The following is a 22,194-nucleotide window of genomic DNA, read 5'->3' on the forward strand; positions in this document are numbered from 1 at the left end:
AGATTACTATAACTTGTAGCCCGTCGCCACAAGATAGACTTCACGCGAACGTGGTCGTGAAGAATCGGGCTTGCGTGTTTTAACCGTTTTAAACGCCTCTTTAACCGCTTTCATGTATTCATCAAAGCCCTCCCCCTGAAAGACTTTAACCGCGAAGCATCCGTTTGGCGCCAAAACTTGATGGCACATATCTAACGCAAGCTCCACTAAATACATGGCCCGAGGTTGATCAACGCCACCAGAACCACTCATATTAGGTGCCATATCAGATAACACCACATCGACTTTAGCATCACCAACACGAGTTAATAATGCATCCAGTACTTTTTCTTCGCGAAAATCGCCTTGTAGGAAATCAACACCAACAATTGGATCCATCGGCAAGATATCACACGCGATAACTTTACCTTTGTCTCCAGCTAGTTTTACCGCTATTTGCGACCAACCACCCGGTGCAGCACCTAAATCGACAACCGTCATTCCCGGTCGAATGAGTTTATCTTTTTCTTGGATCTCTTCAAGCTTAAAGGCCGCGCGCGACCTTAAACCACGCTTTTGCGATAGTTTGACATAGTGATCGTCGAAATGTTCCTGCATCCAGCGAGAGGAGCTAGCCGTTCGTTTTTTTCCTGACATTTAAAATCCGCAACAAAATTGAGAGTTACACAAAGCATATATAAGGGTAGAATAGCGGGTTTTCAACAGTAACTCAGCATAAAGTTGGTATAAATGAACTTAACAACCAAACAAAAACAGCACTTAAAAGGCTTAGCGCACAGTCTCAAGCCTGTAGTGATGCTTGGTGGCAACGGCTTGACTGAAGGTGTACTGGCTGAAATTGATAATGCACTTTCTTATCATGAATTGATTAAAGTGAAAGTAGCCTCTGGTGACAGAGAACTTAAAAACGCTATCGTAGATGCCATTGTACGTGAAACTAAAGCTGAAAAAGTACAGCTTATCGGTCACGTTCTAGTACTGTTCCGTCAGTCTGAAGAAATGAAAATTGCTGTGCCAAAGGCAAAGTAATTAGCAAAGACAGCTTTAATCTTTATCGCTGTCAATGCAAGATAAATAAAAAGAGCCGCTGATTAATCAGCGGCTCTTTTTTTATCCTATGTTTATACGAATAAAATTCTACGGCGTGTCGCTAATCGGCGTTACCTCATAGTGTTCAGCTTTAACTTTCAATAATTCAGGCAAACAAGTTCCTACCGAAATTGACGACAAAGTACCAATCATAATCCCTAGGAACATGGCAATAGAGAAGCCTTGTAAAGGTGCCCCGCCCATAATCCACAGCGCGCCAACGGTAAACAAAGTGGTGCCACTAGTCACCATAGTTCTTGAGAACGTCGCTTTTACTGCGCTACTGCAAATCTCATCTGTTGCCATTTTCGGTTTAGCTATTAAAACCTCGCGTACCCTGTCTGCAATAACAATAGAATCGTTAAGTGAATAACCTAAAATAGCCAACACCGCGGCTAAAATGGTTAAGTTGAACTCCATTTGTGTTAAGGCAAAAAAGGCTAATACAAAAATAACGTCATGGAAGAGCGCTAATAGCGCGCCACTTGCAAGGCGCCATTCAAAACGAAAGCTTAAATAGCCCAAAATACAAAGCATAGCGGCAAGTAATGCTAAACCTCCTTGTTCTGCCAATTCCTGGCCAATTTGCGGCCCCACGATACTAGAATTGAGTACTTCAACATTATTAGTTAAAGGTGCCAATACCGTTTTAATGTCACCCGTCGCGGCATTATCCACTTTAGCGTAACGCAATACCCAACGCCCCGGTTCACCTGCCGAAATAACACTGACTTCTTGCGCTGACTCTTTGCCAAGCACTTGGCTTATTTGCGCCGCGTTAATATTAGGATCTAACTTAACTTCGGTCACTATGCCGCCAGTAAAATCCAGCCCCCAATTAAAACCGTTAGCCACGATAATCGCCACGGATCCCAGCATGAGCAGTAACGAAAATACACTTGAAAGGTAACGAGCTTTAGTTAACTTGCTTAAGCTTTTTAAATTTTTCAGATTAATATTATTCATTATATTACACCTTCACGTTACGACTAAAGTTGCTACCATAAGCCCAGTTAATCAGCGCTCTCGATGCAAATATTCCAGTAAACATACTGGTCAACAAACCAAGCCCGAGGGTTAATGCAAAGCCTTGAATCGGCCCATTACCAATGGCATAAAGTACAACTGCAGTGATCATGGTGGTGAAGTTAGCATCAACAATGGTTGAAAACGCACTGTCAAAGCCTCGATCGATGGCATGAGCAAAACTTCGCCCCTCTTTTAGCTTATCTTTAATTCGCTCAAAGATAAGTACGTTGGTATCAACGGCCATACCAACAGTAAGCACTAACCCTGCAATACCGGGTAAAGTTAAAACTGCTCCAGGGATTAACGCCATCAAGCCAAAAATTAAGATCATATTGGTCATTAACGCCACGTTTGCCACCCAGCCAAGTCGGCGGTACCAAAGCCCCATAAACAGCAAGGTAACTCCCATACCTAACGCAAGGGCTGAAAAACCATTGGTAATATTCTCTTCACCTAAGCTCGGTCCAATTGTGCGCTCTTCTACAATAGTGACAGGTGCAGTCATTGAACCGGCTCGAAGCAATAACGCCAGTTGCTGCGCCTCGGCGTAATTGCCAGCACCAGTAATACTAAAGCGATCGCCTAACTGAGATTGGATGGTTGCAACACTGATAACCTCGGTAGTTTGTCTGATTTGACCTTTATCATCACGGCTGTATTCGCTGTAAGATGTAGCCATTGGTTTGCCTATGTTGTGACGAGAAAAGTCCGACATCATGCTACCGCCATCGCGATCAAGATGAATAACCACTTCAGGTAAGCCCATTTCACCAAGCGATGCACGAGCATCAACAATATGTTCACCACCTAATACTGGACGCCTAGCAACATACACAGCTTGGCCTTGCTCATCTCTTAGGGTTTTAGCATTAACAGAGCCTGGCTGTTTAACTTGATAAAAAGCCAAACTTGCCGTGGCACCAATCACTGATTTAGCTGCCGCAGGATCTTGCACACCCGGTAGTTCAATGCGAATACGGTGCTCTCCTTGGCGCTGTACCACAACCTCAGTAATCCCTAGTTGCTCAATGCGGCTGCGCATAATTTGCAGGTTTTGTTTTACCGTCAAGTCGCGAATATTGAACTTTTCAGTTTCAGACAAAGCCAGTTGTAACGAATTATCGCCAGAATTAGACATTTGCCAATTAGGATATTGGGTTTTAATGAACTCACGAATAACCGCGCGCTGGTTAAGATCCGTTGCCGAAATATGCACGCCGCCATCAACTTGTTGCTTAACACTCACACCAAACAAGGAGTCTTGGCGTACAAACTGCCTAACCGCTTCAACAAAGGCATTGTTATGCAACTTATAAACAGGTTCGATTTCAACATCTAATAAAAACTGCACCCCTCCGCGTAGATCTAGCCCTAGTTTTATTGGGGTAACCCCCAAAGATAATAGCCAATTAGGCGCTGCTGGAGCCAAGGTTAACGTCAATTTTGATGGGTCTTCTACTTGGTTACCTAATAACGTTTTAAGCTCTGCTTGCTGAGTATTATCAGCAAGAATGACCGTAGTTTTACCTTGGGCTTGATCGATTCGTTTTAAATCGATGCCTTTAGATACTAATAACTGATGCAGCTCCAACGGGTTAATATTAAGTTGGGCTTCCGGCGCTATTTGTACCGCTGCATCTTCGCCAAAAAATGTTGGCAATGCACTAAATAGCATTACGGTGATAGTGACCACTAACAGCACATATTTCCAGGCTGAGTAATGGTTCAGAATTGTTGCTTTATTTTGCTCTCTCATATTTCGCTCTTCACTAAATACGCGATGGTGAACGGTCAAAAGGTGGAAGGTTCCAGCTCTTTTCAAAGGCCGTTCATTTGTCGTTACCAAAAGCGCATGCTTTGTTTGCAACCCCATAGCGTTAAGCCCTTTTTTAATGGCTAGTAACTAATAGTTAGCTAACAATAGCTTTGCTTTCTAATGCATTAATTAAGAGTTGTTATCTAGACTAATGATCAGAGTATCTATGGCTTAGGCCTACTGTTTTATTAAGAAGCAAAATATAAGCTCAAATAAAAGCGTCGCAAACTAGACCATTCTCGGTAGCGGTGTTGTTTTAAATGAAATGAGATAAACCCTAAGGCCTATCGAGTCGAACTAAGCTCGAGTTTGAGAGTAACGATAAAGGAGGTTGGACTCTTTCCATGCGGAAAGTCGATGTGAGCAGCCATTAATGTGTAATGACCAATCAACTGTTGGCTTAACATCAATGCGATAACCGATCACAAGGGACGGGATCGGTGGCGATGAAAACTCAAAAGCTAGCAAATATTGGGGACGGCTTTGCAGTGGGTCATGCTGTGAAAAGCTGACAAAACGCTGAGAAACTAGTGGCGCATACTCAGACTCATTACCACTGGGCTGCTTGGCTGGCTGCTCTCTTAGCGTTATTGGTAACCCTTTAGGTGAACCGTTGATGCTAATAAGTTCAAGCTGAGTTAAGCCAATTAGATCTGTATCCGTTAAATGCGAGTGAGTATTTAACGGTTTATCGTCCTGTGGCAGCGATGAAGTAGCAAGTTGCTGGCTAGCAGTAATAGCGTTTTGAGTGTCGACTTGAACTGAAGTGAACTGGCTAATTAAACTTTGTTCAGACGCAATAACAGACATAGGCGACAGGAATAATCCTCCTATGAATAACATTATTAATCCAAACCGCCAGAATAGCTGCACTCAATCCCTATTAAACAAAACTTTTAGTCAGCATTATACTAAACCCACTCTGTAGGCGTTACAAACACTTAATTGTCTATTCGCAGCTCTTCAGCAACAAAAAAACCGCTAAGAAGCGGTTTTTTATGATTATCTAAATACTAAAGAAGCCAGTATTAGATATATTCAACTTTGATAATTTCAAAATCGTTAGTGCCACCGGGCGTTACGATTGAGATCTCGTCGTCTAAATTCTTACCAATTAAACCACGTGCAATTGGTGAACTCACTGACAAAAGATTTTCTCTAATGTTAGCTTCATCTTCACCTACTATGCGGTAAGTGACTTCTTCATCTGTATCAACATTCAGAATGGTGACAGTTGAACCGAAGATTACGCGGCCATTGTTAGCCATAGTCGTAACATCGATGATCTGCGCGTGAGACAATTTACCTTCGATATCTCTTACACGTGCTTCACATAAACCTTGCTCTTCACGGGCAGCGTGATATTCAGCATTTTCTTTTAAGTCGCCTAATTCACGCGCTTCGCCAATTGCTTCGGCAATCTTTGGACGACGCTCAAATTTAAGGTGATCTAATTCTTTGCGCAGCTGTGCAGCACCGACAATGGTCATTGGAACCGTACTCATAAGCTTCTTTCGTCTCCTTTAAAACAAAAGCAGGCCTCACTCAACATGATACGTTGGCAAGGTAAAATCTGGTGGAATTACGTTATTGTAAACGTAGAGGGCAATCGATGCACCTTAATCTGTACTTGCTCGCGATCTAGCAGTCATTCAAGCTAGTAATACTATATTTGATTCAAATGGCGATACAAGACAGTAGAGCTTACTCAACCTTCAACGCAGTTGCTAGCAAAGCCGCATAAATATTTATTTAATGTCTGCTCTATCGCAGTGATTAACCTCAAACAATAAAAAAGGCCGCTTAAAGCGGCCTTTTATTTCAAGCTTCGCTTAACTTACTTAGTAATGCGCTTATGCAGTTCTTGTACTGAAGTCACATTCGAGCGGTCATCCGCTGAGTGAGCCATACAAGTTGCAAATGCAGCATTCAAAGTCGTTGTGTAGTTCACTTTGTACCGCAGTGCACCACGACGTAACTGACGTGAATCTTCAATCGCCTTGCGACCTTCTGTCGTGTTGACGATATAGGTGTACTCACCGTTCTTGATACGGTCAAGAATATGAGGACGACCTTCGTGTACCTTGTTAACTAGACGTGGGTTAATACCCGCTTCACCTAAGATAACCGCTGTACCGTGAGTTGCATCGATTTCATAACCTAATGCGATTAACTGCGCCGCTAAATCAGCTACGCGAGCCTTATCGCTATTACGTACAGATAGTAATGCACGGCCAGACTTAGGCACTTCAGAAGTCGCACCAAGCTGCGCTTTAGCATACGCTTCAGCAAACGTGTCACCCACACCCATTACTTCGCCAGTTGAGCGCATTTCAGGGCCAAGCAGTGGGTCAACACCAGGGAACTTGTTAAACGGCAAAACTACTTCTTTTACAGAGTAGAATGGCGGAATAACTTCTTCAGTGAAGTTCTGTGACTTAAGGCTTTGACCAGCCATCACTCGTGCAGCAATCTTAGCTAATGGTACACCCGTTGCCTTCGATACAAATGGCACGGTACGCGCTGCTCGAGGGTTAACTTCAATCATGTAGATCTCGTTATCCTTCACCGCAAACTGCACGTTCATTAGGCCAATTACGCCAAGTTCCATTGCCAGTTTACCCACTTGCTCACGCATGCGGTCTTGAATATCTTGGCTTAAGCTGTATGGAGGCAGTGAACAACCTGAGTCACCAGAGTGAACACCTGCTTGCTCGATATGCTCCATGATTGAGCCAATCACAACAGTTTCGCCATCACACACTGCATCGATGTCGATTTCGATTGCGTTATCTAGGAAACGGTCAAGTAGCACTGGAGATGCGTTAGAAACACTTACCGCTTCGTTAAAGTAACGACGTAAGTCTTGCTCGTCATATACGATTTCCATTGCGCGGCCACCTAGTACATAAGATGGACGAACAACTAGCGGATAACCGATACGCTCTGCAGAGATAACAGCACCTTCAACAGTAGTTACGGTATCGTTTTCTGGCTGCTTCATGCCTAAACGTTCAATCGCTTGCTGGAAACGCTCACGGTCTTCAGCGCGGTCGATTGCATCTGGGCTAGTACCAATAATCGGTACGCCAGCAGCTTCTAGGTCACGTGCAAGTTTAAGTGGTGTTTGACCACCATACTGTACGATAACGCCTTTTGGCTTCTCGATACGAACGATTTCAAGCACATCTTCAAATGTCACTGACTCGAAGTACAAGCGATCTGATGTGTCGTAGTCGGTAGAAACGGTTTCAGGGTTACAGTTAACCATGATGGTTTCATAGCCGTCTTCACGTAGCGCTAACGCCGCGTGCACACAACAGTAATCAAACTCAATACCTTGACCAATACGGTTTGGACCACCACCTAGTACCATGATTTTGTCACGGTTAGACGGGTTAGCTTCACACTCTTCTTCATAAGTAGAGTACATGTAAGCCGTGTCGGTTGAGAACTCAGCCGCACAAGTATCAACGCGCTTATACACTGGGTGGATTTCAAAACGAGTACGTAGCTTACGAACTTCCGTTTCGCTTACACCAGCAAGTGCTGCTAGACGTGAATCAGCAAAACCTTTGCGCTTAAGCTTACGTAAGAAATCTTCGTTCAAACCAGCAAGACCGGCTTCAGCAACGTCTGCTTCAGACTTAAGTAAGTCTTCAAGTTGTACAAGGAACCATGGGTCGATATTAGTTAGACCAAAAATATCTTCTACAGAAAGACCGGCACGGAATGCATCAGCAATATACCAAATACGCTCTGCGCCTGGCTCTTTCAGCTCATGACGAATGCGAGATAATGCTTCAGGATCTGCCAAGTCGATTTGTGGACATAAACCATTCTTGCCCACTTCAAGACCGCGAAGCGCTTTTTGCAGTGACTCTTGGAAAGTACGGCCAATCGCCATCACTTCACCCACAGACTTCATCTGTGTGGTTAGACGATCGTTTGCACCAGCAAATTTCTCGAAGTTAAAACGAGGAATTTTAGTCACAACATAATCGATTGCAGGTTCAAATGATGCAGGAGTTGCGCCGCCAGTAATGTCGTTGCTTAACTCGTCAAGTGTAAAGCCTACTGCTAGCTTGGCTGCAATCTTAGCAATTGGGAAACCAGTTGCTTTAGATGCCAGTGCAGATGAGCGCGATACACGTGGGTTCATTTCGATGATAACCATACGGCCATCTTTCGGGTTGATACCAAACTGTACGTTTGAACCACCAGTTTCAACACCAATCTCACGCAGAACCGCTAGCGATGCATTACGCATCAACTGGTATTCTTTGTCTGTTAGTGTTTGCGCTGGCGCAACAGTGATTGAGTCACCAGTGTGCACGCCCATTGGGTCGAAGTTTTCGATTGCACAAACAATAATACAGTTATCATTGCGGTCACGGACCACTTCCATCTCGTACTCTTTCCAACCAATCAAAGATTCGTCGATAAGCAGTTCGTTAGTTGGCGATAACTCAAGACCTTGAGAACAGATATCCTCAAACTCTTCTTTGTTATAAGCGATACCACCGCCGCTGCCACCCATGGTGAAAGACGGACGGATAATACATGGGAAGCCCACTTGGTCTAATACGCCATAAGCTTCTTCCATTGTGTGAGCAATACCCGCACGTGGACACTCAAGGCCAATTGACTTCATTGCCTTATCAAAACGGCTACGGTCTTCAGCTTTGTCGATTGCATCAGCAGTTGCGCCAATCATATCAACGTTAAACTCTTTTAGTACGCCGCGGCTTTCAAGCTCAAGTGCACAGTTAAGTGCAGTCTGGCCGCCCATTGTTGGCAAAATCGCGTCAGGACGCTCTTTAGCAATAATGTTACGTACTACTTCCCAGTGAATTGGTTCGATGTATGTCGCATCGGCCATCTCTGGGTCAGTCATAATCGTTGCAGGGTTAGAGTTAACTAGAATAACTCGGTAGCCTTCTTCGCGTAGGGCTTTACAGGCTTGGGCGCCTGAGTAGTCAAACTCACAGGCTTGACCAATTACGATTGGTCCAGCACCTAGGATAAGAATACTCTTTATATCTGTACGTTTTGGCATTGCTTAAATCTTCTCCCGGATGAAGTTACTACTTGGCGTTTTTACGGTACAACTCAATCAAATCGATGAAGTGATTGAATAACGGCGCAGCATCGTGTGGTCCAGGGCTCGCCTCTGGGTGGCCTTGGAAACTAAATGCAGGCTTATCAGTTAGGTGAATACCTTGCAATGAGCCATCAAACAGTGACTTGTGGGTCACTTTAATGTTGGCTGGTAAGGTTGCTTCATCAGCAGCAAAACCGTGGTTTTGGCTGGTGATCATTACATTACCTTGCTCGATATTACTCACTGGGTGGTTAGCACCATGGTGACCAAACTTCATTTTCAGTGTTTTAGCACCTGAAGCTAACGCTAATAACTGGTGACCCAAACAGATACCGAAAACAGGAATGTCTGTTTTTAAGATCTCTTGGATTGCAGCAATAGCGTAATCACATGGCTCTGGGTCGCCAGGACCGTTCGATAGGAAAACCCCATCAGGATTCATTGCAAGCACTTCGCTCGCAGGAGTTTGTGCAGGTACAACTGTCACATCACAACCGCGGTCAACCAACATACGTAAGATGTTGCGCTTAACACCATAGTCGTAGGCTACCACTTTATACTTAAGCTCAGCTTCAGGAGTGTCAGATGGCAAACCGCCAACTAAACGCCAGCTACCGCTGCGCCATGAGTACGTTTCCTTTGTGGTGACTTCTTTAGCTAAATCCATGCCTTTAAGACCAGGGAAGGCTTTAGCTGCAGCTAGCGCTTTAGCTTCATCTAAATCACCAACCATGATACAACCGGCTTGGGCGCCTTTTTCACGTAGGATACGAGTTAATTTACGAGTATCGATATCAGCAATACCAACAACGTTGTTAGCGATCAAATAATCGCTTAAAGATTGCTGATTTCGAAAGTTACTTGCCACTAATGGCAAGTCTCGAATGATAAGGCCACAAGCATGAACAGAATCAGATTCTGTATCTTCTTCATTGGTACCAGTATTACCAATATGTGGATAAGTGAGGGTGACCATTTGACGTGAATATGATGGATCAGTCAAAATTTCTTGGTAACCAGTCATTGAAGTGTTAAATACTACTTCACCAACAGACATCCCTTCAGCACCAATTGCAGTGCCAGAAAAAATTGTTCCATCTTCAAGTACGAGTAAGGCAGACTTTGTCAACGCGACCTCCGGAAAGAGCCAAATCATTGAAATTAATTGTTTTTTATATGTTTTTAAAATACCAACTTTCGCTAAAATGCAAAATTTTGACAAATTCCGCCGATTTTATATGTAAAACTCAAACCTGTCCATAGTACAGATAAGAAATTTGTCAAAAAAATTTTTCAGCAAAAAAAAACCGCTAATAGCGGTTTTAAATAATTATGCTTTCAAGCCTAAAACTTGCTGCATATCGTAGAGCCCAGAATCTTGCTCAACCAACCAAGTTGCTGCGCGCATGGCGCCATTGGCAAAAGTCATACGGCTAGACGCTTTATGGGTGATCTCTAATCGCTCACCGATATCGGCAAATAGGGCTGTGTGCTCACCAACGATGTCACCAGCGCGCACAGTAGCAAACCCTATGGTTCCTCTGTCGCGCTCACCGGTAATACCTTCGCGGCCATAAACGGCACATTTTTCTAAATCACGGCCCAATGTTTCGGCAATCACTTCGCCCATTTTAAGCGCGGTGCCTGACGGCGCATCTTTCTTATATCTGTGGTGGCCTTCGATGATCTCGATATCACTGTAATGGCCCATTACCTCTGCAGCTACTTCAAGTAGTTTCCACATAAGGTTAACGCCAACAGCCATATTTGGTGCCATTACAATTGGCACCTGATCCGCATAAGCTGAGATTTGCTCTTTTTGAGCATGATTGAACCCGGTAGTACCGATTACGATTGCTTTGCCATGTTTCGCACACCAATCGGTATGGACTACTGAAGCTTCTGGCGAGGTAAAGTCAATCAGTACGTCAAAGTCATCGACTGCTTTATCGAGTGAATCAGTGATGGCTACATTCATTGCTCCAACACCAGCAAGCTCACCCGCATCAACACCCATAAGGGTCGATCCCGCTCGTTCAATCGCAGCACCTAACAAAATAAATTCATTTTGCTTTGCCGCCTCAATAAGAGTACGTCCCATACGGCCGCTGCCGCCGGTGATTGCCACTCTTACGCGTTCAGTCATCTCAGTGTCTCCCTGCAAATGTCAAAAAAAAGCCTAAGTATTAACTTAGGCTTATTATCTTTATTAGAGAATATCTAATAATTCAACTTCAAATACTAAAGTTGAGTAAGGTGGGATCGCAGCGCCAGCGCCACGCTCACCGTATGCAAGGTGCTGTGGTACGAACAGTCTCCACTTCGAACCAGTAGGCATAAGTTGTAGTGCTTCAGTCCAACCAGCGATAACGCCTGAAACTGGGAATTCAGCAGGCTCACCACGAGCAACAGAGCTATCGAATACGTCACCAGAGATGAAAGTACCGTGGTAGTGAGTACGTACAGTTGAATCATAACCAGGCTTGTCGCCATTACCTTCAGTGATGATTTCGTACTGTAGACCAGACTCTAGCGTTACAACGCCTTCGCGAGCACCGTTGTCAGCAAGGTACTTATCACCTTCTTCTGACGCAGCAGCTGCAGCAGCTTCTTGAACTTTCTGGATACGTTGGCTGATTTCAGTGAATGCAATTTGCATATCTTGCATAGATACAACGCTTTCTTTACCTTCGAATGCGTCAGATAGACCCAATTGAACAGCAGAAATATCGATACCTTCAAACGAGTTAGCGGCTAGTTGCTCACCTAGTTGACGACCAACACCGTAGCTTGCTTGACCTTCAATTGTACTGAACTTATCAGACATAATGATTGTACTCTCAATGATTCAATGAATTTTCGCGCCGAACTTTATCATAATTTCTGTGATATTGCCCTAAAAACTGTAGCTATTTTGGTCTTTGACAAGTATTTTTCACACTCAGTTTACTTGCTTGATATAAAGGTTGTGCTTTCGCCTGCATTTGCTGCAATTGTGCTATACGTTGGTCGTGTGAAGGGTGAGTGGAAAGCAGCTCTGGCCCCTGCTCGCCGCCAGCTTTTGACATATTCTTCCAAAGCTCGACACTCGCAGCCGGATCAAAGCCTGCTTTTGCCATCAACTCAACCCCAATAATATCGGCTTCCGATTCTTGGTCGCGACCATAAGGTAAGATGTAACCCACCTGCACACCTAAACCTAATGCAGCCATATACAATTCTTTATCGGCAATACCACCAGCGCCTAATGCAATGTCGGCAAGCTGCATACCCGCGCCTGTCATTTGTGCGCGAGAAACCTGCTCATTACTGTGGTTGGCCAAAACGTGTGCCACTTCATGACCGATAACGGTAGCCAGTTGATCTTGGTTAATAGCAACATTGAGTAATCCGGTATATACACCGATATGCCCGCCAGGCAGCGCAAAGGCATTAACTTGCTCCGACTCAAACACCACCACTTCCCAAGGCAAGTTTTGATCCGGCAATGCCTTAGTGATTCTATTAGCCACGCAGTTAACATAACTGTTTATTGCTTTATCTTGGCTAGCTAGCTCTTGCTGCTTTATTTGTGCAAAAGAAGAATTACCAAGCTCGCTCATCTGCTGCGATGAAAATAGCAGAGTTTGTCCACGACCCGTAGGTGATTTAGTGGTAGCGCAGCCCGTTAACACCAACAGACTGCTTAGCAGTAATAGTATTGCTTTCATATATTGCTAACCTCTATTTTTTATCTTTTTATCGAATTTCAGATAAGAAAAAGCCCCGCGATTGCGAGGCTTAAATTATATACTGAACTGAATCAGTTTTAGCTATTCAAATCTTGAAAAAACTTCTTAACACCATCAAAGAAACCTTCAGCCTTTGGGCTATGCTTCTTAGACTGACCAGTTAAGGTGTCTTCAAATTCACGAAGTAACTCTTTTTGGCGTTCGTTAAGGTTGACTGGAGTTTCCATTACTACCTTACATAGCAAGTCACCCACGGCATGGCTGCGAACTGACTTAACACCCTTACCGCGCATACGGAACATGCGGCCGGTTTGCGTTTCAGCAGGGATCTTAAGATTCACTTTACCATCGAGTGTTGGCACTTCAATCTCGCCGCCTAGGGCTGCCTTGCTGAACGAGATAGGCACTTCACAATAAAGGTTGTTGCCATCACGTTGGAAGATTGCATGCTCACGTACGCTAACTTGCACGTATAGGTCGCCAGGAGGTGCACCGTACTCGCCCGCTTCACCTTCGCCAGATAGACGAATGCGATCGCCAGTATCAACACCAGCAGGGATCTTAACTGAAAGAGTCTTGCTCTTTTCTACGCGACCTTCACCATGACACTTGTTACAAGGATCTTTAATGATCTTGCCACGACCATGACAGGTAGGACAGGCTTGCTGCACCGCGAAGAAACCTTGACGCATCTGCACTTGGCCTTGACCATGACAGGTACCACAAGTGGTTGGCGAAGAGCCTTTCTTAGCGCCGCTACCGTCACAAGTATCACAAGCTGCAAGAGTAGGAATACGTAGTTCTTTAGTTAAGCCGCGAACTGCTTCTTCTAAAGATAACTCTAGGTTGTAACGTAAGTCACTACCGCGAGCTGCTTGACGCTGACCACCGCGGCGTCCGCCACCGAAAATATCGCCAAACACATCGCCGAATACATCGCCGAAATCAGCACTGCCGCCGTAACCACCGCCACCACGATTAGGATCAACACCTGCATGACCAAACTGATCATAAGCCGCTTTCTTATCGCTATCGGTTAGGATTTCATAAGCTTCTTTAACTTCTTTAAAGTTAGCTTCCGCTTCCTTGTCACCCGGGTTACGGTCTGGGTGAAATTTCATTGCTAAACGCTTATAAGCTTTCTTAATTTCGCGTTCGCTAGTGTCACGTCCGACACCTAATACTTCGTAATAATCGCGCTTTGACATAGTGTTTTATTTTCTTTGCTAAAGTTGCACAAACGGGCGTTAGAGTTTCCTCATAACGCCCGCTACAATAATTTAGGGATTACCCGTCATTATTTTTTGTCGTCTTTAACTTCTTCAAACTCAGCGTCAACTACGTCATCATCTTGCTTAGCAGCTTGTGCTTCACCTTCTGGTTGACCTTGCTGTGCTTGCGCTTTAGCTTGAGCGATTTCCATTAACTTAGCAGACGCTTCCATTAGCTCTTGAGTAGACTTTTCAATCGCTTCTTTGTCACTACCTTTAACAGCAGTTTCAACGTTAGCCATTGCCGCTTCAATCTTCTCTTTTTCGTCAGCTGGTAGTGCTTCGCCCGCTTCTTCGATTTGCTTCTTAGTGCCGTGAACCATGCCATCAGCTTGGTTACGAGCAGTAACTAGCTCTTCGAACTTAGCATCTTCGTCAGCGTGTGCTTCAGCATCACGAACCATAGCTTCAACTTCTTCATCACTTAGACCTGAAGAGGCTTTAATGGTGATGTTTTGTGCTTTACCAGTCTTCTTGTCTGTAGCAGATACATGCAAGATACCGTCAGCATCGATGTCGAAAGCCACTTCAATTTGTGGCATGCCACGTGGAGCTGCTTCGATACCTTCTAGGTTAAATTGACCTAGAGACTTGTTACCGCTTGATTGCTTACGCTCACCTTGAAGTACGTGAATTGTCACAGCACTTTGGTTGTCGTCAGCAGTCGAGAAAGTTTGTGAAGCTTTAGTCGGGATAGTGGTGTTCTTCTCGATAAGCTTAGTCATTACGCTACCCATAGTCTCAATACCTAGAGATAGTGGAGTAACGTCTAGTAGCAATACGTCTTTAACGTCGCCAGATAGTACGCCCGCTTGAACCGCAGCACCGATAGCAACCGCTTCGTCTGGGTTAACGTCTTGACGTAGTTCTTTACCGAAGAAAGCAGAAACTTCTTCACGAACTTTAGGCATACGAGTCTGACCACCAACAAGGATAACTTCGTTGATATCTGAAACAGATAGGTCAGCATCTGCTAGAGCAACTTTTAGCGGCTCTAAAGAACGTTTGATTAAATCTTCAACTAGTGACTCAAGTTTTGCACGAGTGATTTTAACCACTAAGTGCTTAGGACCTGTTGCATCAGCAGTGATGTATGGCAGGTTAACTTCAGTTTGGCTTGTGCTTGATAGTTCGATCTTCGCTTTTTCTGCAGCTTCTTTTAGACGTTGCATCGCTAGTGGATCGTTACGTAGGTCAAGACCCTGCTCTTTTTTGAACTCGTCAGCAAGATACTTGATCATACGGTTATCAAAATCTTCACCACCTAAGTGAGTGTCACCGTTTGTAGCAAGTACTTCGAACGTTTGCTCACCATCAACACTGTCGATTTCGATGATAGAGATATCGAATGTACCACCACCTAAATCGTATACAGCAACGATGTTGTCGCCTTGCTTCTTATCGATACCGTAAGCTAGTGCTGCAGCAGTTGGCTCGTTGATAATACGCTTAACTTCAAGACCCGCGATACGGCCCGCATCTTTAGTCGCTTGACGCTGTGAATCGTTAAAGTATGCAGGAACAGTAATAACCGCTTCTGTTACTTCTTCACCTAGGAAATCTTCTGCTGTCTTTTTCATCTTCTTCAAGATTTCAGCAGAGATTTGTGGTGGAGCCATTTTCTTGCCTTGAGCTTCAACCCATGCGTCGCCGTTATCAGCGCCGATGATTTTGAATGGCATAATATCAACGTCACGCTGAACTTCGTCATCTTTAAAACGACGACCAATTAGACGCTTAATAGCAAAAACTGTGTTTGTTGGGTTTGTTACAGCCTGACGCTTTGCTGACTGACCAACTAGAGTTTCATCAGCAGTGTATGCGATGATTGAGGGTGTAGTACGATCGCCTTCAGCATTCTCCAATACGCGCGCTTTGTCGCCATCTAATACTGCAACACAAGAGTTAGTTGTGCCTAAATCGATACCAATAATTCTACCCATGGAGTCCTCCGAAAAACTTTTAAAAACTAAATTTGTTATCTGGTTTATGAAGTGGGGACTGACCGAATAGTTTTCAAGTCTTTTTGTCACCCTAAATCTTCTCTTAACCCCTATATTGGGACGTTTAGAACGAATACAAGGGAGAAATTTAAAATTTATCTTAAGAGTGCATTAATTTGATCTAGGGTGTAGTAAAAAAACCATCAAAAAACGTATAATGGATACAATCTATGAGGTGGCGCATAATCCCGCTTTTAATGGTAATGCGCTTGGTTGTTATCTCGCTGTAAGAGAAGTAAACATTGAAATCATCCCATCAAGCTTATGTATTTGGCATTGGCGCTATATTCTTGTGGTCAACTGTTGCGACCGCATTTAAGTTAGCCCTTGCTCATTACACGCCACTGCAACTGGTTTTTGTTGCTGTCGCGACTTCTATTGTCGCGCTCGGTACCATTTTGGTTGCACAAAAGAAGTTGCCGTTAATCAAGCAGCAATTTATTGCTCGCCCATGGTTTTATCTACAAACTGGCTTACTTAACCCATTTTTGTATTATCTGGTGTTATTTAAAGCCTATGACTTATTACCTGCCCAACAAGCATTATCACTCAATTACACTTGGGCAATTTTATTGCCGCTGTTGTCTGTACCTTTACTCGGACAAAAGTTACGTAAAAGCGATATCACTGCAGCGCTTGTTGCTTACTGTGGGGTATTTTTTATCGCCACTAAAGGCAACTTAAGTGGGTTTCAGTTTGAAAGTATGACAGGGGTGGTTCTGGCATTAACCAGTACCCTGCTTTGGTCTCTCTATTGGATAGTGAACACTAAGGACAAGGGCGACCCAGTTATCAGCCTATTACTAAGCTTTTTAGTTGGCTTACCTTTTATCGTTGTTGCACTACTAATGACTCAGTCGATGCCTAGCTTAGATATGAAAGCATTATTTGCAGGCGTATACGTTGGCTTGTTCGAAATGGGGGTGACCTTTGTGCTTTGGCTAATTGCACTAAAGAAAGCAGAGCGTACAGCAAGTATCAGCACGCTGGTGTTTATCACCCCTGTGATGTCGATTGGTTTTATTGCTTGGATTTTACAAGAGAGCATTGAAAAGTCGACCTACATTGGCTTGGGACTAATCATCTTTGCTTTAGTACTACAACAAATATTGCCTAAAATTGGCCAATGGCGAACTAAAAAACGCATTTCTGTTTAGTACTCGCCTACATAGTTTGTCGCTATAAACAATAGCTACGGCCTATAAATAAAGAGCAGCAAGCCAGTCATCTAAACAGTCGGCCAATGGCCGACTTTTTTGTTTATAGCGGTGTAAGCGATTAACTGACACCACTTACCTTTTCACCTTACCTCTACTAGGCTTAAACCTGTATTGCACATTAGCTACCTTTTCTCTAATCAAGGAATCTATAGGCTCAGCTCCAAATACTAAGCTCTACTATCACCCAATACAGTTCAATCTTAACGGCCTCCACCAGATTGATAAAAGAGACAAAGTAAACATCGAAGAACGTACTTTGAATGTAATAGCACCATTCAAAAACACCGACTAAGCACAAGGAAATGTAAATTTAAGCCAAGGTACAGAGCTGCAGGGATGAGACTTTTTAATTGAATAAGCCGTTTTAAGCGTAAAATGTTTATTTAACTGCAACTTAGGTACCTTTTATCAGGTTCTATTTGTAAAACAGTCTTAGCTCAGGTACAAAGTAACAATTGCGTAACAAAATGGATATTCGTTATGTATTACAAATATATGGATGCAGTAAAAATATTTAAACGACAAAAGCTCATTCGCTTTATTAGATTGAGCTCTATGCTATTTGCAGTAGCAATGCTAATAAATGAACTTAGACAAGGCCGCACCTATACTTGGTACTTTGCATTTTTGTACTGCTTTTTCCTAATCCCCTCTCTTTACTTTACCGACGACGTGTTTTATCGGCGATTTTTCCATATGCGGGACTTTATCAACCCATTTAGGATGTATACCAGCGTCATGGCCATTATCTACTTTGTACTGTACGTGCATCAGGTATTATTTCCCTGATAAATAACTTTGTTAATGTTTTGCCGTATTACATTATTAAGATCCAGCTATATGCTTAAGTCATTTACGCTTTTTGAGTAACCACGTGTATTGCGACTAAAAATTTTAGCCAATAAAAAAGTCGCAATATGCGACTTTTTTATTGTTCATAACAAGCAAGGTTAACGAACCGTGTAATCGCCCCACGCCAACCATTTATAGGTTGTTAGCGCTTCTAATCCCATAGGGCCGCGGGCATGCAGCTTCTGAGTACTAACAGCCACTTCAGCGCCTAAGCCAAACTCGCCGCCATCGGTAAAGCGAGTACTTGCATTAACATAAACAGCAGCGGAATCGATTGCATTAAGGAAGTCACTAGCAGTGTGAATGTTGTCGGTTAAAATAGATTCAGAATGACCACTAGAGAAAGTACGAATATGCTCAACGGCGCCATCTAGAGCTGCAACCACTTTAATGCCCAATGTTAGTGACAACCACTCAGTTGCAAATGTTTCTTCATTAGCAGGGTTAACATCAATGCCTGCGCTAGTGAGTAGACCCTGAGTTTGCTCACAGCCATAAAACTGCACGCCTAAACCACTTAAGTGTTTAGCAAGTGCCGGAATAAACTCTGCAGCTAAACTTTGGTGGATTAGCACAGTATCCAACGCATTACACACTGTTGGACGTTGCACTTTAGCGTTCTCTATAACCGCAATGGCTTTTTCAAGATTCGCCTCAGCATCTACATAGATATGACAAATACCAATCCCGCCCAAGATCACTGGAATAGTGGCTTGCTCAGCACATAAACGCTGCAGGTTTTGTCCACCGCGTGGCACAATCATATCCACGTACTTATCTAGCTTTAATAAACCTGACACTAAGCTTCTATCTGGGTTATCAATCAACTGTACGCAATCTTCAGGTAAGCCCTGTTCAACCATCGCTGAGCGGATAACTTTACATAACGCCTTGTTAGACGCTAACGTCTCTTTACCGCCACGCAAGATCACCGCATTACCGGTTTTTAGTGCCAGTACGGCAATATCAACCGTCACATTCGGGCGCGCTTCATAAATAACCCCAATAACCCCAAGTGGCACACGGCGACGTGATAAACGTAAACCGTTATCCAATAAGCGACTATCAATTTCACTACCAACAGGATCGGTAAGCCCAATCACATTGTCGATATCGCCAATCACGCCCATAAGTCTGCTTTCATCAAGCAGCAAACGGTCTATCATGGCATCGGATAGGCCATTTTCTTTTGCATTAGCAACGTCTTGCTGATTTGCGCTAACGATTTCAGCTTTTGCATCTGTTAATTTTGCCGCAATACAGCGTAATAATGCAGACTTTTGCTGACCAGATAAATTAGCTAAGGCATAACTTGCTTGCTTAGCGTTTTGGCCTAAAGCCGTTAAGTATTCGTTGTTGTTCATAACACCACCATGTCGTTACGGTGAATAATTGCATCACCGTAGTCATAGCCAAGCATATCTTCGATATTGTTTGAGTGCTTGCCTACCATTTTATCTACATCTACTGAGCCATACCGGCTCATGCCTTTGCCGTGTACCTTGCCTTTACCGTCAGTAAACTCAATAGTATCACCGCGTTGAAATAGTCCTTTAACTTCGACAATTCCCTTTGACAATAAACTACGACCTTTCTTAGTCACTTCCGCTATGGCGCCAGTATCTAATATTACTTGCCCTTGCACTTTAGGACCTGCAAGGATCCACTGTTTACGGCATTCAAGTGGATGCTCAAGCGCAGTGAAGTGGGTCCCCACTGGGTTTGAGCACACAGCTTTTTGAATCACATCTTTATGTTTGCCAGAAGCAATGACCACTTCAACTCCTGCGCGCCGCGCTATATCTGCCGCTTCAAGTTTTGTCGCCATGCCACCGGTACCGAGTCCTGAAACCGCACCACCAGCAAGTTTACGCAAGCTGTCGTCGATATTTTCGACTTCAGTAATTAACTTGGCATTGGGGTCGGTTCGCGGATCTGCGTCAAACAAACCTTTTTGATCGGTGAGCAAAATCAGTAAATCGGCATCACATAGTAAGGCTGCTCGGGCTGATAAATTATCGTTGTCACCAACTTTAATTTCTTCCGTTGCTACCGCGTCGTTCTCATTAACGACGGGAATAATACCTCTTTTTAGCAAAGCATTGAGATAATCTCGCGCATTTAGATAACGCTCACGGTCGTATAAATCAGCTTGGGTTAATAACAGCTGACCAACATGTAAGCCATAAATACTGAATAGTTGCGACCAAGCAAGAATAAGCTGGCTCTGCCCAACTGCAGCAAGCATTTGCTTATTGGCGATGGTATCAGGCAACTCAGGGTAGCCTAAATGCTCTTTACCTGCTGCTATCGCCCCCGAAGTACATAGAACGACTTCTATTCCGGCTTCTATTAAGCCAGCCATTTGCCTCGTTAACTCCACCATGTGCGCTTTATCTAGCTTTAAACTGCCTGATGTAAGCACACTGGTCCCTAATTTAACCACTACTCTGCGGTAGCCGCTTTCACTTAAATTCATTTTCCCCACTAATAAAACTACATTTCGTTAACGTTATACCCAATCTAGCCGCAAATTGATAGCAAGTTACAAAAAATGCATAAAAATTCACGGACAAATTTAAGGATAACTAATGTCATTTACAGTGAAAAAATAAGCTTATTTATGAAAAATAAGTAAATAGTGGCAACACACCAATTTAAATAAGTTAAAAACGTAAACAGGTCACTTTGATTGCTTCAGTCAATTTTATGCAAAATAAAGCATGCAATTTACTGTATTCAATCTTTGTGCTTTTTTAGTTAACACCAGCATAGAGCAACTTAGTCTTGAGCAAGGCTAAGCTGCTGCAGTACATCACTTAGGCTCAGAGACATATATCAACCTAGGTGTTTGCTCAGCCGTTTGTTTTGCAAATACAACGGCTAAACTTTGCTAGGCTTGAATAACTCAAAGCTTGGGTTAAAGCACGACCATATCGTTACGATGCACAACAGCGTCGCCATAGTCGTAACCCAAAACTTCTTCAATATTGTCTGAGTGCTTTCCTGCGATTTTATCGACATCAATCGAGCCATAACGGCTCATGCCTTTAGCGTAGACTTTGCCTTTAGCATCAATAAGTTCGATAGTATCACCACGTAAGAATTGGCCTTTTATCTCAATAATGCCTTTCGATAATAAGCTACGGCCTTTTTCAGTTACCGCTGTTATCGCGCCAACATCGAGCACCACTTGTCCGCGCGCTTTTGGTCCCGCTAAAATCCACTGTTTACGACTTTCAAGCGGGTGCTCTAAAGCCGTAAAATGAGTACCGACAGGTTGCTTACAAACTACATTTTGAATCACATCTTTGTGATGACCAGAAGCAATAACCACTTCAATACCTGCGCGGCGGGCAATATCTGCCGCTTCAAGTTTAGTCGCCATGCCACCCGTTCCAAGGCCAGAAACCGCACCACCTGCCAGCATACGCAGGCTGTCATCAATCTTTTCAACTTCGGTAATAAGTTTCGCGTCAGGATGTTTACGAGGATCGGCGTCAAACAGACCTTTTTGGTCAGTCAATAAGATCAATAGATCGGCATCGCACAATAGCGCAGCACGAGCTGACAGGTTGTCGTTATCGCCTACTTTGATTTCTGCTGTCGCAACCGCATCATTCTCATTAATAATTGGAATAATACCGTTATTAAGCAGTGCATTTAATGAGTCACGGGCGTTTAAGTAGCGCTCACGGTCATGCAGATCAGCGCGAGTCAGCAGTAACTGGCCAACATGCAAATCATAGATACTAAATAATTGCGACCAAGCGAGAATAAGTTGGCTTTGGCCTACGGCAGCAAGCAGCTGCTTACTCGCAATCGTGTCGGGCAGTTTGGGATAAGCTAAGTGTTCTTTACCTGCAGCAATAGCGCCAGAGGTACACAAGACAACTTCAACACCTGCTTTCATTAAACAGGCCATCTGTCTTGCTAATTCAACCATGTGTGCTCTATCTAACTTTAAGCTGCCAGATGTCAGTACACTCGTTCCCAATTTTACCACTACGCGGCGGTAGCCAATCTCACTTAAGTTCATTATCTGCTAACAAAATTATATCGAATAAATCCTTATACCC

The 22,194-nt window shown here is 43.7% G+C and carries 17 protein-coding genes; 2 read left to right on the top strand and 15 right to left on the bottom strand.

Features of this window, described 5'->3' with window-relative positions; genetic code table 11:
* Positions 1–6: 6 nt before the first annotated feature.
* Complete coding sequence (gene rlmE, locus AB4298_RS15865; protein WP_248470992.1) at positions 7–636, bottom strand: 23S rRNA (uridine(2552)-2'-O)-methyltransferase RlmE; 630 nt, start codon at positions 634–636, stop codon at positions 7–9.
* Positions 637–729: 93 nt separating this feature from the next.
* Here rlmE and yhbY point away from each other — a divergent pair, with 93 nt between their 5' ends.
* Complete coding sequence (gene yhbY, locus AB4298_RS15870; protein ID WP_220780365.1) at positions 730–1,029, top strand: ribosome assembly RNA-binding protein YhbY; 300 nt, start codon at positions 730–732, stop codon at positions 1,027–1,029.
* Between the two features lie 108 nt (positions 1,030–1,137).
* Here yhbY and secF read toward each other — a convergent pair whose 3' ends face one another.
* The 11 genes from secF to dnaK form a co-directional block, all read right to left on the bottom strand.
* Complete coding sequence (gene secF, locus AB4298_RS15875) at positions 1,138–2,055, bottom strand: protein translocase subunit SecF (protein ID WP_371987456.1); 918 nt, start codon at positions 2,053–2,055, stop codon at positions 1,138–1,140.
* A gap of 4 nt (positions 2,056–2,059) precedes the next feature.
* Positions 2,060–3,874: a protein translocase subunit SecD gene (secD, locus tag AB4298_RS15880; protein WP_371987457.1), complete on the bottom strand. Its 1,815-nt coding sequence runs from the start codon at positions 3,872–3,874 to the stop codon at positions 2,060–2,062.
* A gap of 357 nt (positions 3,875–4,231) precedes the next feature.
* A complete protein-coding gene (locus AB4298_RS15885) occupies positions 4,232–4,777 on the bottom strand; it encodes a hypothetical protein (RefSeq protein WP_371987458.1) in 546 nt (181 codons plus the stop codon).
* Between the two features lie 185 nt (positions 4,778–4,962).
* The gene (gene greA, locus AB4298_RS15890) at positions 4,963–5,439 is read right to left on the bottom strand and encodes a transcription elongation factor GreA (RefSeq protein ID WP_248998677.1); all 477 of its coding nucleotides are present in this window, start codon (positions 5,437–5,439) and stop codon (positions 4,963–4,965) included.
* A gap of 332 nt (positions 5,440–5,771) precedes the next feature.
* Complete coding sequence (gene carB / locus AB4298_RS15895) at positions 5,772–8,993, bottom strand: carbamoyl-phosphate synthase large subunit (protein ID WP_248998678.1); 3,222 nt, start codon at positions 8,991–8,993, stop codon at positions 5,772–5,774.
* Between the two features lie 28 nt (positions 8,994–9,021).
* Positions 9,022–10,194: a glutamine-hydrolyzing carbamoyl-phosphate synthase small subunit gene (gene carA, locus AB4298_RS15900; protein ID WP_371987459.1), complete on the bottom strand. Its 1,173-nt coding sequence runs from the start codon at positions 10,192–10,194 to the stop codon at positions 9,022–9,024.
* 174 nt (positions 10,195–10,368) lie between these two features.
* Entirely contained in the window at positions 10,369–11,184 is an 816-nt protein-coding gene (gene dapB, locus AB4298_RS15905; RefSeq protein WP_248998679.1) for a 4-hydroxy-tetrahydrodipicolinate reductase, read from the bottom strand.
* Between the two features lie 63 nt (positions 11,185–11,247).
* Entirely contained in the window at positions 11,248–11,865 is a 618-nt protein-coding gene (locus AB4298_RS15910) for an FKBP-type peptidyl-prolyl cis-trans isomerase (RefSeq protein WP_220780373.1), read from the bottom strand.
* Positions 11,866–11,947: 82 nt separating this feature from the next.
* Positions 11,948–12,748: a M48 family metallopeptidase gene (locus tag AB4298_RS15915; protein WP_371987460.1), complete on the bottom strand. Its 801-nt coding sequence runs from the start codon at positions 12,746–12,748 to the stop codon at positions 11,948–11,950.
* 98 nt (positions 12,749–12,846) lie between these two features.
* Positions 12,847–13,977 carry a molecular chaperone DnaJ gene (gene dnaJ / locus AB4298_RS15920; RefSeq protein ID WP_248998681.1) on the bottom strand — a complete coding sequence of 377 codons (1,131 nt, stop codon included), beginning with the start codon at positions 13,975–13,977 and terminating at the stop codon, positions 12,847–12,849.
* A gap of 89 nt (positions 13,978–14,066) precedes the next feature.
* Positions 14,067–15,983, bottom strand: coding sequence for a molecular chaperone DnaK (gene dnaK, locus AB4298_RS15925; protein ID WP_371987461.1), 1,917 nt, complete (start codon positions 15,981–15,983; stop codon positions 14,067–14,069).
* Positions 15,984–16,285: 302 nt separating this feature from the next.
* Between dnaK and AB4298_RS15930 the strand changes: the two genes are divergently transcribed.
* Positions 16,286–17,200: a DMT family transporter gene (locus tag AB4298_RS15930; RefSeq protein WP_371987462.1), complete on the top strand. Its 915-nt coding sequence runs from the start codon at positions 16,286–16,288 to the stop codon at positions 17,198–17,200.
* A 1,013-nt stretch (positions 17,201–18,213) separates the two neighbouring features.
* Here AB4298_RS15930 and AB4298_RS15935 read toward each other — a convergent pair.
* The 3 genes from AB4298_RS15935 to proB (AB4298_RS15945) all read right to left on the bottom strand — a co-directional run bounded on the left by AB4298_RS15935 (position 18,214) and on the right by proB (AB4298_RS15945) (position 22,154).
* Positions 18,214–19,479, bottom strand: coding sequence for a glutamate-5-semialdehyde dehydrogenase (locus AB4298_RS15935; protein WP_371987463.1), 1,266 nt, complete (start codon positions 19,477–19,479; stop codon positions 18,214–18,216).
* A complete protein-coding gene (gene proB, locus AB4298_RS15940; RefSeq protein WP_371987464.1) occupies positions 19,476–20,594 on the bottom strand; it encodes a glutamate 5-kinase in 1,119 nt (372 codons plus the stop codon). The genes AB4298_RS15935 and proB (AB4298_RS15940) overlap by 4 nt, the downstream gene beginning before the upstream one ends.
* 441 nt (positions 20,595–21,035) lie before the next feature.
* Entirely contained in the window at positions 21,036–22,154 is a 1,119-nt protein-coding gene (gene proB / locus AB4298_RS15945) for a glutamate 5-kinase (RefSeq protein WP_371987465.1), read from the bottom strand.
* Between the last annotated feature and the right edge of the window lie 40 nt (positions 22,155–22,194).

The organism is Shewanella sp. 10N.261.52.F9 (assembly GCF_041471165.1).
GTDB lineage: Bacteria > Pseudomonadota > Gammaproteobacteria > Enterobacterales > Shewanellaceae > Shewanella > Shewanella marinintestina.

Coding starts and splice junctions, on each gene's coding strand:
- rlmE (WP_248470992.1), bottom strand. CDS start 636: ATGTCAGGAAAAAAACGAACGGCTAGCTCCTCTCGCTGGATGCAGGAA.
- yhbY (WP_220780365.1), top strand. CDS start 730: ATGAACTTAACAACCAAACAAAAACAGCACTTAAAAGGCTTAGCGCAC.
- secF (WP_371987456.1), bottom strand. CDS start 2,055: ATGAATAATATTAATCTGAAAAATTTAAAAAGCTTAAGCAAGTTAACT.
- secD (WP_371987457.1), bottom strand. CDS start 3,874: ATGAGAGAGCAAAATAAAGCAACAATTCTGAACCATTACTCAGCCTGG.
- AB4298_RS15885 (WP_371987458.1), bottom strand. CDS start 4,777: ATGTTATTCATAGGAGGATTATTCCTGTCGCCTATGTCTGTTATTGCG.
- greA (WP_248998677.1), bottom strand. CDS start 5,439: ATGAGTACGGTTCCAATGACCATTGTCGGTGCTGCACAGCTGCGCAAA.
- carB (WP_248998678.1), bottom strand. CDS start 8,993: ATGCCAAAACGTACAGATATAAAGAGTATTCTTATCCTAGGTGCTGGA.
- carA (WP_371987459.1), bottom strand. CDS start 10,194: ATGATTTGGCTCTTTCCGGAGGTCGCGTTGACAAAGTCTGCCTTACTC.
- dapB (WP_248998679.1), bottom strand. CDS start 11,184: ATGACTGAACGCGTAAGAGTGGCAATCACCGGCGGCAGCGGCCGTATG.
- AB4298_RS15910 (WP_220780373.1), bottom strand. CDS start 11,865: ATGTCTGATAAGTTCAGTACAATTGAAGGTCAAGCAAGCTACGGTGTT.
- AB4298_RS15915 (WP_371987460.1), bottom strand. CDS start 12,748: ATGAAAGCAATACTATTACTGCTAAGCAGTCTGTTGGTGTTAACGGGC.
- dnaJ (WP_248998681.1), bottom strand. CDS start 13,977: ATGTCAAAGCGCGATTATTACGAAGTATTAGGTGTCGGACGTGACACT.
- dnaK (WP_371987461.1), bottom strand. CDS start 15,983: ATGGGTAGAATTATTGGTATCGATTTAGGCACAACTAACTCTTGTGTT.
- AB4298_RS15935 (WP_371987463.1), bottom strand. CDS start 19,479: ATGAACAACAACGAATACTTAACGGCTTTAGGCCAAAACGCTAAGCAA.
- proB (WP_371987464.1), bottom strand. CDS start 20,594: ATGAATTTAAGTGAAAGCGGCTACCGCAGAGTAGTGGTTAAATTAGGG.
- proB (WP_371987465.1), bottom strand. CDS start 22,154: ATGAACTTAAGTGAGATTGGCTACCGCCGCGTAGTGGTAAAATTGGGA.